The sequence below is a fragment of the Actinomadura logoneensis genome (assembly GCF_003428695.1).
GTDB classification, from domain to species: domain Bacteria; phylum Actinomycetota; class Actinomycetes; order Streptosporangiales; family Streptosporangiaceae; genus Spirillospora; species Spirillospora logoneensis.
In genome coordinates this window covers 1-12906 of sequence record NZ_QURH01000300.1, presented here as the reverse complement: position 1 = coordinate 12906, position 12906 = coordinate 1, and the positions used below count along the sequence as shown (strand labels likewise).

Genomic DNA, 12906 nt, shown 5'->3' with positions numbered 1-12906 from the left:
GCGGACGCCCCGGCCGCGGAGGGCGGCTCCGGGCGGGGCCGCTCGGCGGGCCTGTCGGTCGGCCGCGCGGCGGCGCTCTCGGCGGCCCTCGTGTGCGCCGGGACGGCGATGGGGTTCGTCCGGGACCTGCTGCTCGCCGACCGCTTCGGGGCGGGGCCGGACACGGACGCGTTCCTGGTGTCCTGGACGGTCCCGGAGACCGTGTCGCCGCTGCTCATCGAGGACGCGATGGCGCTGGTCATGGTGCCGGTCGTGACGCGCGCGATGCTCCGGCCGCAGGGCGTGCCGAGGCTGGTCGGCCGTGTCGCGCCGCCGCTGGTGTCGGCGCTGTCGGCGCTGTCGGCCGCCGTGGCGCTCCTGGCTCCCTGGATCGTCCGGATCGCCGCTCCCGGTGTCGCCGACCGAGCCGAGGCGGTGACCTGCCTGCGGCTCACGGCCGTGACCGTCCTGACGTTCGGCGTCGCGGGGTTCCTCAGCGCGGTGCTGCGTCCGCACCACCGGTTCGGGCCGCCCGCCGCGATCTACCTCGCCTACAACGCGGGCATCCTCGCGATGCTGGTCACCCTGGCGGACGCGTGGGGGATCACCAGCGCGGCCCTCGGGGTGGCCTGCGGCAGTGTGCTCATGGTCCTCGTCCAGCTTCCCGCGTTCGTGGCGGTGCTGCGGCGCGGGCGTGCGACGGACGTCCCCGACGCGCCGCCCACTGCTGCGCCGGGTGACGGTCCCGCCGGGCGGGACGGGACGTCCTCGCGGCTCTCGTCCTGGCAGGTGCAGCTCGCGGCGGTGGCCCCGGTGGTGGTGTTCACGGTCGCGCGGCAGGCGCAGGTGCTGGTCGAGCGCTTCTTCGGGTCGAGCCTCCCGGACGGGACGATCTCGCAGCTCAACTACGCGCAGAAGGTCGCGCAGGTGCCGATGGTGCTCGCCCTCCTCGTCGCGACCGTCACCTTCCCCCGGCTCGTCCGCGCCCAGCTGGACGACGACGCGGGACGGCTGCGCCGCCGGATTGAGGGCGACCTGACGGCGGTGGGGCTGCTGATCACCGTCGCGATCGCCTACCTGTGGACGTTCGCGCCGCTGATCACGCGGGTGATGTTCCAGCACGGCGCGTTCACCCGCGCCGACTCCCTGGGCACGGCGGCGATCCTGCGGGTCTACTCGCTCGGGCTGCTCGCCCAGTGCGTGCTGGGAGTGAGCGTCCGGGCCCTGTCCGCCGGACGCCGCGCCGGGTGGCGGACGCCGCTGGCGATGCTGGCCGGACTGGCGGTGACGTTCGCCGTCGCCGCCGCGTTCAGCGCGGACCACGGGGCGGGGGCGCTCGCGGCGGGCAACGCGGTCGGGATCAGCGTCGCCGCCGTCCTGCAACTGGTGACGGTGCGGCGCAGGATCGCGCCGATCCGGTTCGGGCTGCTGGGACGGCGTCTCGCGCTCGGCGCGGGATGCGCGCTGGTCGCGGGGGCGAGCGCCGGGCGGGTGAGCGGGGCGCTGGCCGGGCAGGCACCGCCGATCGTGCGGCTCGCGGTCGGGGGCGCGGTGCTGCCGCTGGTCATGGCGGCGGCGCTGGTGCTGGCGGCGGGGACGGCGGGGGTCCTGCGCACCGGACGGCCAGGACTCGGCCGGCTCGGGCAGCGCGCGGAGCAGAGCGGGACGGAGGGAGTCGGCGAGGCCGGTCCGGCTCCGTCCGCCGAACCGGTGCCGGCCGCGCGGAGGGTGAACGGCTGATGGGCATCGAGTGGACGACCGGTTCCCGGCGGCGCGGCACGCCCGCCCCCGACACGCACGGAGAGCCGGTACCCGACGCGGGCGGTGGGCCCGGACGGCTGCCGCCGGTGCTGATGTACCACTCCGTGGACCACTGCCTGGAGGATCCGCACCTCGTCACGGTCACGCCCGGACGGTTCGAGCGGCAGATGCGCGGACTGGAGGCCGCCGGGCTGCGCGGCGTCGGCGTCGCGGAGCTGCTGGCGGCGAAGGCCGCGGGACGGCACCGGCGGCTGGTCGGCCTCACCTTCGACGACGGCTACGCCGACTTCGTGCGGCACGCCGTCCCGGTGCTGGCCCGGCGGGGGTTCACCGCGACGGTGTTCGTCGTGACCGGCGAGATCGGCGGCCGGAACGCCTGGGACACCGGACCGCGCAAGCCGCTCATGGACGCCGGGCAGCTGCGCGCGGCGGCCGAGGCGGGCATGGAGGTCGCGTCCCACGGCGTCCGGCACGTCTCGCTCCCGGAGGCGGGCGACGACGAGCTCGCCGCCGAGCTGCGCGACAGCCGCGCGCACCTCGAGGACCTGCTCCAGCGGCCGGTTCCGGGGTTCGCCTATCCGTACGGGAACATCAGCCCGCGCGTGGTGCGGGCCGTCCGGGACGCCGGGTACGACTACGGCTGCGCGATCTGGACCTCGGGCGCCGACCGGCACGCGCTCGCCCGCACCTACATCGGCGAGCGCGACGGCGCGCTGCGGATGCGGCTGAAGTTCGCCCGCCACCGGTTCCGGCAGCGGAGGCTGCGGTGACGCGCGTCCTGCACCTCATCACCGGGCTGGGTCTCGGCGGAGCCGAACACCAGTTGGTGCTGCTCGCGCGGCACCTTCCGGTGCGGTGCGAGGTGGCGACGCTCACCGGCCCGGCGACGCTGGCCGGTGAGCTGCGCGAGCTCGGCGTTCCGGTGCACGACCTGGGGATGGCGCACAACCGCGATCTGAAGGTGCTGCCGCGCCTGGTGTCGCTGATGCGCCGGGGCCGATACGACGCCATCCACACGCACCTTTACCGGGCGTGCCTGTACGGGAGGGTCGCGGCGCGGGCCGCCGGGGTGCGGCGCATCATCGCGACCGAGCACTCTCTGGGGGACGGGCACCTCGAAGGGCGCAGCATCACGTGGCCGGTCCGGGCGATGTACCGCGCGAGCGAGCGGCTCGGCTCGGCAACGGTCGCGGTGTCGCCGACGGTCGAGCGGCGGCTGCGCGACTGGGGGATCCCGGCGCGGCGGCTCGTCACCATCCCCAACGGGCTCGATCCGGCGGCGTTCGCCTTCGACCCGGTCGCGCGCGGACGCGTCCGGGAGGCGCTGGGCATCGGCCCGGCGGACTTCGTCGTCGGGACGGTCGGACGGCTCGTCCGCACCAAGCGGGTGGACGTGCTGATCGAGGCCGTGGAGCGGGTCCCCGGCGCCCGGCTGCTGATCGTCGGCGACGGCCCGGACGCGCCGCGCCTCCACGGCCTGGCGTCCGCCTCGGGTGATCGGGTCGTCTTCGCGGGCGCGCGGCAGGACGTCGCCGCCCACCTGTCCGCCATGGACGCCTTCGCCTCGCCCTCCGCGCAGGAGACGTTCGGGCTCAGCGTCCTTGAGGCCCTGGCGAACGGCCTCCCCACGCTCTACACGACCTGTCCGGCCGTCGAAGACCTGGCCGGACGGCCCGGGGGCGGGCCCGGCGAACCACCCGTCCGGCGGCTGCCCGGCACCGCCGAGGCGTACGCGGCGGCGCTCCGCGAACTCGCGGAGCGGTCCGCCACGGCGCCGTCCACCATGGCGCCGTCCACCACGGCGCCGTCCACCATGGCGCCGTCCACCACGGCGCCGTCCACCATGGCGCCGTCCACCACGGCGCCGTCCGCCATGGCGCCGTCCACCATGGAGCGGCCCGTCCCGGCACGGCCCTGCGCCGCCGCCGCGCGGGCCTACGCGATCGACGAGCTGGTCGCCCGGCTGGTGGCGCTCTACCAGGCCGACCATCCGGGTCCCATGACGACTTCCGAGGAGGCACACCCATGACCACGTCCCACACCCGGACCGCGGAGGACGGCCAGGACCCCGGCCCGGACGACAGTACGGACACCGGACCCATGCCGGTCACCGCCGAACCCCCGCGCGGACCAGCGGGCCTGGCCCGGGGCCTCGCGCTCCCGGCGGCCATGATCGCCATCGGCGCGGCGGCCGGAGCGGGCTACGGGCTGCTCATGCCGCCCTCCTACGAGGCGTCCGCGAACGTGCTGGTCGCGTCGGACAAGAGCGGCAGCGCCACCGACGCGGTGAACTACGCGCAGGCGTACGGCCGGCTCGCCGTCCTGCCCGAGACGCTCACCTGGGCTCCCGCTCCGCCGTGGGGGTCGTCGGCCGAGTCGGCCGCCCGCCGCCTGCGCGTGTCCACCTCGCCGGACGCGCCGCTCATCCGGATCACCGCGTCCGCGCCGAGGCCGGGACGCGCCGCAGCCCTGGCCAACGCCGCCGCCGCCGCGCTCGTCCGGTACGGGACCGGCCACCGGGCGGACACCGGCGTCCGGGTCGTCCTGATGAGCAACGCCCTCGTCCCGGCCACCGCCGGCTCGCCCGAACCCGTCCTGGACACCGCCGTCGGCGCGGCGTCCGGTGGGCTCCTGGCGGCGCTGGCCATGCTCGCCGGACTGCGCCGGCCGCAGCGGACGGGCCGCCCGTCCCGCCGGACGCGGGCCGGCCGGACCGGCACAGAGGCCGCGAAGTGAGCGAGAAGTGACCCTCCGCCCGCCGCCCTACCAGCCGCCTCACCCGCCGCCCTGCCGGCTGGACGCCGCGCACTGGCGTACCGAGGTCCACCGCGACGAGGCCGCGTGGGACGCGCTGCGCGAGGACTGGGACGACCTGTACCGCCGCGCCCGTGCCACGCCGTTCCAGACCTGGGCCTGGAACGCCGCCTGGTGGCGGCACTACGGCCGGCGCGGACGGCTCCGCCTGGTCACGGTGCGGCGGGACGGCGGGCTGGTCGCGCTCGCGCCGCTGATGATGCGGTGGCGGCACGGGCACCGCGTCCTGACACCGCCGGCCGCGGGGCAGAGCGACCACACCGACGTGCTCCTCGACGCCGGGCACGCGGAGGCGGCGGCCGGCCACCTGGCCGGGGCGCTGCTGGCCGAGCCGGGATGGGACGTCCTGGACTTCCCCGAGGTGATGCCGAACGGGGCGGTGTCGCGGCTGGCCGACCGCTGGCCGCGTCCCGGGACGCGCGCGCCGTCCTCGGTGTGCCTGCGGCTTCCGGCGTGCGAGCCGGGGGAGTTCCCGGCACGGTTCCCGCGCCGGACGGCGGGCAAGGTCCGCGCGCGGCTGCGGAAGATCGAGGCGCGCGGCCTGGACGTCCGCGAGGCCGCCGCCGCCGAGGCGCAGCGCGCGGTCGGCGACATGCTGCGGCTGCACGCGCGGCAGTGGCAGGGCCGGGGGATCAACCCGGAGCACGCGCGGCCGCGGTTCGCCGCGATGCTCGGCGAGGCGGCGACGGAGATGATCGCGTCCGGGCAGGCGGCGCTCACCGAGTACCGGCAGGACGGGCGCCTGGTCGCGAGCGACCTCGCCGTGATCGGCCCGGACTGGGTCGGCGCGTACCTGTACGGCGCCGAGCCCGGGCTGCGTGACGGCATGGACGTGGCGTTGATGCTGCTCGGCAACGACCTGCGGCTGGCGTGCCGGAGCGGCGTGCCGTTCCTCAGCCTGCTGCGCGGCGAGGAGGGGTACAAGCTCAAGTGGCGGCCGGACCTGGTGCGGAACGAGCGGATCGTCCTGTGCCGTTCCGTCCGGTCCGCCGGCTACCTGGGCGTGGTGGCCGGACGGAGCCGCCTGACGCGATGGCGGCGGGCCGCGCGGACGGTGCGAGGCGCATGACCGACGAGAACACCATCGCGGACCTCCCCGAGGACGCGTCCACGGACGGGACCGAGGCTCAGGGCCGTCCGCTGCGGGTGCTGCACGTCTCGCAGCCCACGACGGGCGGCGTCGCCCGCTGCGTCGTGCAGGCCGTCGCGGCCCAGCGCCGACGCGGCTGGGAGGTCTCCGTGGCCTGCCCGCCGGACGGCCGCCTTCCGGAGGAACTGGAGGCCGACGACGTCCCGCAGGTCCCGTGGCGCGCCGAGCGGGCACCGGGGGCGAGCACTTTGGACGAGGTCCGCGCCCTGCGCCGGATCATCGCGTCCCTGCGGCCGGACGTCGTCCATCTGCACTCGTCGAAGGCGGGACTGGCGGGACGGCTCCCGGGCGTCGCCGCCGGACGTCCCGTTATCTTCCAGCCGCACGGATGGTCGTGGCTCACCTGCGACGGCGCCCTCGCCCGTGTGAGCGCGGCGTGGGAGCGGTGGGCGGCGCGGAGCGCCGACGCGATCGTCTGCGTCGGCGAGGGCGAACGCGCCCAGGCGGCGGCCAAGGGCATCCGGGACCGGGTGTGGACGATCCGGAACGGAGTCGATCTCTGCGCCTTCCAGCCCGCCGACCAGCGCGAACGCGAACTGGCGCGGGAACGGCTGGGGCTCGCCCCGGACGCGCCGCTCGTCGTGTGCCTCGGCCGCGTCACCCGCCAGAAGGGCCAGGACGTCCTCCTGGACGCCTGGGACCGGCTGGCCGCGCACTGCCCGGACGCCGAACTCGCGATCGTCGGAACGGGTGATGCCCTGGACGGGCTGCGGCGGCGGGGCGGCGGGCGGGTGCGGTTCGTCCAGGACGCCACCGACCCCCGCGACTGGTACGCCGCCGCGACCGTGGTCACCCTGCCGTCCCGCTGGGAAGGGCTGCCGCTCGTCGCGCTGGAGGCGATGGCGGTCGGCCGCAGCGTGGTCGCGAGCCGCATCCCCGGCCTGGCCGAGGTCGTGCCGCCCGAGGTCGGCGCGTTGGTGGCCTGCGGAGACGCGGACGCGCTCGCCGAGGCCCTGGCCGTCCGCCTGCGCGATCCGGCGTGCGCGGAGGCCGAAGGGGAGGCGGCGGCCGTCCACGCCCGCGGGTTCGACGTGGCCGAGACCCAGCGGCGGCTCTGCGCGCTCACCCTGGCCGTGGCGATGGGCACCGCCGACGCCCCCGCCCTCGGCAGCGCCGTCCCGGTGGGTTAGGGCGCGCCTCGGCCGCCGAACAGCCTGCGGTACTCCGCCGAGGAGCGCGGGTTCTGCGCGCAGCCCCAGACGCCGTGCGGGCAGTAGTCGGTGATCGACTGGTAGGCCACCGAATGGGTGGTCATCCAGTGGTGCATCTCCGAGACGAAGGTGGGGTTGTCGGAATTGCGGAACATTCCCCATTCCGGGAAGGACAGCGGTTTCTTGTGCTTCTTCGCGAACTCCGCCTGGTAGTCCAATCCGTAGGGCTCGCTGATGAACTGCCCGAAGTCGGCGCCCTCCGGCTGGTCGTAATTGTCCGAGCCGATGATGTCGACGACGTCGTCACCGGGATAGCAGTCGGGCCAGGGAATGGTGTCGCGGCCCCGGTTGGCGGTGAAGTCGAAGCGGAAGCGGGCGCCCGGCGCCGAGCGCATCGCCGCGACGACGCGTCGCCAGTAGGCGCGCCAGGCGGTCGGGTCGGGCGCGCAGCGGCTCGTGTAGGTTCCGCCGTTCATCTCCCAACCCGGGATGATGACCGCGTCGTTCGCCCCGCCGCGGGTGAGCCGCCCGGCCAGCTCGCGGAAGTGCCGGTCGTAGGCGCCGCCCGCCCCCTCCGCGAGCATCGCGGCCACGGTGCCGTCGGCCGCGCCGTCCTCGTTGCCCGGCAGCATCGGGACGTTGATGACCAGGAGCTTCTCGGGGTGGGCGCGCTTCCAGGCCGTCCAGGGGTCGAGGATGCCGGGCGGGCCCTCGATGCCCTCCCAGCCGTCGCCCGGAAGGTAGGTGCGGCCGACGTCCACCGGGGAGCCGAGCCACCGCTCGAACGCCTCCATGCGCTCGACGCCCTCCGCCCCCGACCCCAGGAACGCCCCGAGCGGGGTGGCGTGCGCGGGCGGCCCGGCCCCCCGCCGATCCGCGCCCGGCTGATCGGCGCCAGGTTGATCGGCGCCAGGTTGATCGGCGCCGGCCCGCTGGGCGGACGTCCGGAAGGGCGCGCCGGCGCCGAGGACCAGGAGGGCCGCGACCGTCGTCAGCGAGACGGCGCCGAGAATTGCGGGGAGCCTCGGCCGTGATGGCGCGAAACGCCGCGCGTCCGCGCGCGCGGAACCGTTCCTCATGCCTAGAATATGCCCGACGATTTTTATCGAAGAACCGCGGGCCCGTCCTGTATGGGGAAGTGTTTACCCGCTTCGGATCGGGGTGAATGGTGGCGGAAGCGGCAGACCGCAGCGCGCTTCTCGACGTGCCGTCGGCGCCCGAATTCGACGCCGAGCTCCCGGTGCTCCTCTTTCGCACCAACCATTACCCGCTGCACCACGGGACCCTCGCCGCGGTCCGGTCGCTCGGACGCGCCGGTATCGACGTCCACGCGCTGCTGGAGGGCCGGGCCAGCCCCGCGAGCCGGTCCCGGTACCTGCGGTCGGCCCACGCCCTCGGCCCGTCGCCCGCCGACGCCCCCGCCCTCCTGGCCCACCTCGCCCGCGTCGCCGAGCACATCGGGCGTCCCCGCCCACCTCGCCCGCGTCGCCGAGCACATCGGGCGTCCCCCGCTGCTGATCCCGATGGACGACGCCGCCGCGTTGTTCTCGGCCGAGCAGCACGCGGCGCTGGAGGGCGCCTTCCGGCTTCCGGGCATGAGCCACGCGCCCGCCGACGTCGCGGACAAGTCCGCGCTGCTGGAGTGCTGCCGCCGCGAGGGCATCCCCGTCCCGGCCAGCCACGTGCCGTCCGGGCCCGACCTGGCCGAGGCGGACCTCGCCGCGCTGGGCTTCCCGCTGATCGCCAAGTGGGCCCGGCCGTGGGCGCTGCCGCCCGGCGAGCGCGGCACCACCCTGGTGCACGACCTCCGCGAGGCCCGCGCCCGGCTCGCCCTCGCCCGGTCGGCCGGCCACCGCGCGGCGGGCCCGGTCGTCTTCCAGCGGATCGTCGGCGACACCCGGCACGACTGGTTCTTCCAGGGCTACTTCGACGACGAGTCGAATCTCGTCTTCGGCGGCACGGGCAAGAAGCGGCTGGCCTACCCGCGGCGCACCGGCGCGACCGTCGTGGGGGAGTGGCTGCCCAACCCGCCGCTGGAGACGCACGTCCGCACGATCGCCAAGCGCCTGGGCTACACCGGGCCCGCCGACCTCGACTTCCGCTACGACCAGCGGGACGGCACCTACAGCCTGCTCGACTACAACCCGCGGCTCGGGGCCCAGTTCCGGCTGTTCACCGACCGGCGGGGAGTCGACCTCGTGCGGGTCATGCACCTGGTGGGGTCCGGACGTCCCGTCCCGCCGCCGCTTCCCGCGTTCGGGCGCAGGATCCTCGTCGAGAACCACTACCTGCCGCTGATGGCCGCGACCCCGCGGCACGCGCTCGCGGCCCTCCGGCACGGCGAGCTGGCCTGGCTCGCCGCGGACGACCTCGCCCCGATGGCGACGCTCGTCCGGCAGAGCGCGATGGTCGCGGCGCGCAGGATCGTCGGGGGCACCGCACGGACGACCTCGCGGGCCGGCAGGTGGGCCGTCACGCGGACGAGCGCCCGACGAGGGGCGACCGTGCCCGGCGACGACCCCCGCCACCACTGAACGGAGATCCGGAAGTGCCCACCTCCAGCACGGGGACCGTCGTCGTCGGCGCCGGTCCCTACGGCCTCTCCGTGGCGGCCCACCTCCGGGACGCGGGAGCGGACTGCCGCATCATCGGCACGCCCATGGACTTCTGGCACAACCACATGCCCGCGGGCATGTTCCTGAAGTCCGAGCCGTTCGCGTCCAGCCTCAGCGCGCCCACCGCCGGGACGGCCTTCACCGACTACCGGCCGGGCTGGCGCACCGGACGGCCGATCCCGCTCGACACCTTCACCGCCTACGGCGAGTGGTTCGCCCGCGAGGTCGGCCTGCCGACCGAACCGACGCTGGTCACCCGCGTCACCCGCTCGGACGACCGAGCGGGCGGCCCGGCCGGCGGGCGGTTCGAGGTCGCCCTGGCGACGGGCGAGGTGGTCTCCGCCGCGAACGTCGTCCTGGCCGTCGGTGTCGGGCCGTTCGCCGACATGCCACCCGAGCTGCGGCATCTGCCGGACGGGGTGTGCGGCCACAGCAGCGAGTACCGGGACCTGTCGGCCTTCAAGGGGCGGCGGGTCGCCGTGGTCGGCGCGGGCCAGTCGGCGTTGGAGACCGCCGTCCTGCTCGCCGAGCAGGGCGCGGAGCCGCACCTGGTCACCCGCACCGCGAGGCTGCGGTGGAACGCGGTTCCGGACGACGGCGGCGCGTCACCCCTGGTCAGGCTGCTGCGCGGACCGCGGTCCGGCCTGGGACGCGGCTGGCGCACCTGGGTGTGGTCCGAGCGCCCGCAGTACACCCGGCTGCTGTCGGACGCCGCCCGCGCCCGGCTCGTCCGGACCACGCTCGGTCCGGCGGGCGCCTGGTGGCTGCGCGACCGGTTCGGGGACGGTATCGAGGTCACGCCGGTCCGGCGGATCACCGGGGCCGGACTCGCGGGCGGCCGGGTGACCCTCGCCGCGGTCGACCGGTCCGGGGCCCCGTGGTCCGTCACCGTCGACCACGTCCTGGCCGCCACCGGGTTCAGCGCGGACGTCGAGCGGGTCGGCGTCCTCTCGCCCGACCTGCGCCGCGACGTCGTCCGCACCGGCCGCGCGCCCAGGCTCGACGCGGGGTTCGAGAGCAGCGTCCCCGGCCTCTTCTTCACCGGCCTCGCCGCCGCCGCGAGCTTCGGACCCGTCATGCGGTTCGTCCACGGCGCCGACTTCTGCGCCCGCCGGATCGCGCGCCGGGTGCGTCCGCCCCACCGCTGACGGGAGGCGGCGGGGCGACGGGGCGGCGGGGCGAGCGCGGCCGGACGGCAGACCCCGGCGCCGTGACCTCCGAACCGCCTGGTCAGCGGGCGGTCTTTCAGGGGCGACCGGTCGGTGCGTCAGCGGTTGACGCGGCGGACCCAGCGCAGGGCGTGGCGGTCCCACTGGGCGTCGGTGCTGAGGCGGTCGAGGTCGGGGACGGCTCCCGGGGTCCCCTCGGGCACCTGGACCCACCCCTGGCCCTGGTAGTCCCAGCCCTGCTCGGGGCCGGGGCCGTCCCAGCAGGTCCACCAGCCGAACTCCGCGGCCTCGGCCTCGCCGGGCCACCGCCCCGTCCACTCGTCCCCGCCGCAGGCGTGGTCCAGTTCGAGGTCGGCACGGTGCCGGGACCCGCAGGAGAGGCGCCGCCCGCCGGTGAACAGGCAGCGGGCGACGCCGCAGCCCTCCGCGTGCGGATGGGCGACGGCGGCCCCGCAGTCCGGGCAGTAGGGGTTCAGCGTGCTCACTTGTCCTCCTCGAGCGGGAGCAACGGCGGGCGCTGCGCGCGTGCGGGCGCCGACCCTCCGGCGGGCCGCACACGTCGTTCCCCCGCATAGTGGCCTGCGGTGCGGGCGACACTCCCGAACGCCGCCGACGCGCGAGGGGGACGCCAGTGATTTGTATCCGCGCTGGTAGGTGCACCTCTCCCCGCCGTACACCCCCGGTGCGCGGCGCCCGTCAGCTCCCCGGAAGAAGCGGCAGGTCGGCGTGGGTGACGGTGAATCCGCCCCTGGTCACGGGGGCGAACGGGGCGGGCGCCATGGCCGTCCCGACCGGTGTCTCGTCGGTCCAGTTTCCGTCGTCGGCCCTGCTCAGGTTGGCGAACTCCCAGGAGTAGCCGAGCCGGTCGCGGGAGCGGCCCGGCGCGTCCTTCCCGGCGTCGTACACGCTGAGGCCGAGCCGCCGCCCGACCCACGGCGGGCCGCCGGGGCTCGTCCAGGTGACGACCGCCGTCACCGACGCGTACCCCGGAGCGGTGATCAGGGAGTCCACGGTGGCGCGCGCCGTGAAGGTGACCCTCCGGCCCTTGTCGACGGTGGAGTGGGAGACCGTGACGGTGCCGGTCGCGTCGTTCGGCGCGCCGGGCAGGTCCCGGCCTCCGTCCGCGCCGGGCAGCGGCCGGGTGTACGGCGCGGCGTGCGCGTCGATCGTGAAGGCGCGCACGTCGTCGTCGCGCTGGTAGGTGCGGCGGACCTCCGCCTTGCCGACGACCCGCGCGGCCCCGGCCCGGTAAGGCGCGGACGGCCCCTGCGGTGCGGACCCGTGCGAGCCGGGACCGTGCGATGCGAGCGCGTCGGCCTTGGGGACGGCGGCCCTCGGCGCGGCCGACGCGGTGGTGGCCGACACGGTGGTGGCGGACGCGGTGGTGGCGGACGCGGTGGTGGCGACGGCTGCGGTGCCGACCGCGGCGGCGGCGAGCGCGAGTACGGCGATCTTCGTGGTGTTCATGGGTGGTCCGTTCTGTGCGCACCGGTTCGGTGATCGTGAACGGGCACCACCCTGCCGACCCGCGCCCGGGCGGCGACTCCCCCCGCGGAGGGGATCAGCGCGGCGCGGGTCCCCCGGAGGGGTGAACCGCCGTCATGGTGTTGATGATGACGACCGCGGCCTCGAAGACCTCGTGCGCGGGCGCGATGGGACCGAGCTCCCAGACGAAACCGCACGAGGCGTCGGTGGACGAGGGGGAGCAGCAGCCCTCCGCGCGGTCGCCGAGGAGCTCGGACGCGAGGTCGCGCGGCGCGACCGTCCGCTCGCACCACACGGTCTGCCGCATCCGGACGGCCTCGGGGCGGCAGATGCTGAGGTAGGGCCGTCCGTCGTCCGGCACCTGGAGGCTGCATCGAAGCCCGGACAGCTTGAGCACGACGACCTGGAGCTCCTCCAGGTGGCGGGTGTCGGGCGCGCCCCACGGCGTCGCGTCGTCGTCCAGGTTCAGGCCGGGGAAGTCCGGTGCGGCGGTCCGCGTCCCGCCGGTCCAGCCCGACGCCCACGACGGGGCGGACGCCCGTGTGGCGGCGCGTCCGGCGGCCCGGGTGGAGGACCGCGTGGCAGCCCGTGCGGTGGCCCGGGTGGTGGCCGGAGCCGCGGTGCGGGCCGGCTGCGGGGCGGACGCCGGACGGTGGAACCAGTCGGAAATCCAGGACATGGAACGAATCCCCCTGTCGTACTCGTCGGCTCGTCCGGCCGGTGCCCCCGGCCTCCGCCGCCGGGCGCGCCCGCCGGCCGTGGGACGGCGGGGACGCTCCGGG

At 76.0% G+C, this 12906-nt stretch carries 12 protein-coding genes; 8 read left to right on the top strand and 4 right to left on the bottom strand.

The features are described 5' to 3' along the window. The 6 genes from DZF91_RS18440 to DZF91_RS18415 all read left to right on the top strand — a co-directional run. The coding region (locus tag DZF91_RS18440; protein WP_117358696.1) for a lipid II flippase MurJ at positions 1-1719 on the top strand (1719 nt) is incomplete at its 5' end. Further along, positions 1719-2510 carry a polysaccharide deacetylase family protein gene (locus DZF91_RS18435; protein ID WP_199486720.1) on the top strand — a complete coding sequence of 264 codons (792 nt, stop codon included), beginning with the start codon at positions 1719-1721 and terminating at the stop codon, positions 2508-2510. The genes DZF91_RS18440 and DZF91_RS18435, both read left to right, overlap by 1 nt. Then, positions 2507-3769: a glycosyltransferase gene (locus tag DZF91_RS18430; protein WP_117358695.1), complete on the top strand. Its 1263-nt coding sequence runs from the start codon at positions 2507-2509 to the stop codon at positions 3767-3769. Before DZF91_RS18435 ends, DZF91_RS18430 begins: the two co-directional genes overlap by 4 nt. Next, entirely contained in the window at positions 3766-4476 is a 711-nt protein-coding gene (locus tag DZF91_RS18425; protein WP_117358694.1) for a YveK family protein, read from the top strand. The genes DZF91_RS18430 and DZF91_RS18425 overlap by 4 nt, the downstream gene beginning before the upstream one ends. Positions 4477-4483: 7 nt before the next feature. Then, on the top strand, positions 4484-5623 hold the full coding sequence (locus tag DZF91_RS18420) for a GNAT family N-acetyltransferase (protein WP_117358693.1): 1140 nt from the start codon (positions 4484-4486) through the stop codon (positions 5621-5623). Continuing rightward, entirely contained in the window at positions 5620-6834 is a 1215-nt protein-coding gene (locus tag DZF91_RS18415; protein ID WP_158587977.1) for a glycosyltransferase family 4 protein, read from the top strand. Before DZF91_RS18420 ends, DZF91_RS18415 begins: the two co-directional genes overlap by 4 nt. Here DZF91_RS18415 and DZF91_RS18410 read toward each other — a convergent pair. Beyond that, on the bottom strand, positions 6831-7934 hold the full coding sequence (locus DZF91_RS18410) for a glycoside hydrolase family 26 protein (protein WP_199486719.1): 1104 nt from the start codon (positions 7932-7934) through the stop codon (positions 6831-6833). The genes DZF91_RS18415 and DZF91_RS18410 overlap by 4 nt on opposite strands. 444 nt (positions 7935-8378) lie before the next feature. Here DZF91_RS18410 and DZF91_RS18400 point away from each other — a divergent pair, with 444 nt between their 5' ends. Then, on the top strand, positions 8379-9389 hold the full coding sequence (locus tag DZF91_RS18400; protein ID WP_117358690.1) for an ATP-binding protein: 1011 nt from the start codon (positions 8379-8381) through the stop codon (positions 9387-9389). A gap of 14 nt (positions 9390-9403) precedes the next feature. After that, a complete protein-coding gene (locus DZF91_RS18395; RefSeq protein WP_117358689.1) occupies positions 9404-10618 on the top strand; it encodes an NAD(P)-binding domain-containing protein in 1215 nt (404 codons plus the stop codon). 119 nt (positions 10619-10737) lie between these two features. On the opposite strand, the gene DZF91_RS18390 is transcribed toward DZF91_RS18395, so the two are convergent. From DZF91_RS18390 to DZF91_RS39885, 3 genes are all read right to left on the bottom strand, one after another. Continuing rightward, a complete protein-coding gene (locus DZF91_RS18390) occupies positions 10738-11124 on the bottom strand; it encodes a hypothetical protein (protein ID WP_117358688.1) in 387 nt (128 codons plus the stop codon). Positions 11125-11335: 211 nt separating this feature from the next. Beyond that, the gene (locus tag DZF91_RS39890) at positions 11336-12106 is read right to left on the bottom strand and encodes a hypothetical protein (protein WP_158587976.1); all 771 of its coding nucleotides are present in this window, start codon (positions 12104-12106) and stop codon (positions 11336-11338) included. A 94-nt stretch (positions 12107-12200) separates the two neighbouring features. Continuing rightward, a complete protein-coding gene (locus DZF91_RS39885) occupies positions 12201-12803 on the bottom strand; it encodes a hypothetical protein (protein ID WP_158587975.1) in 603 nt (200 codons plus the stop codon). Positions 12804-12906: the final 103 nt, after the last annotated feature.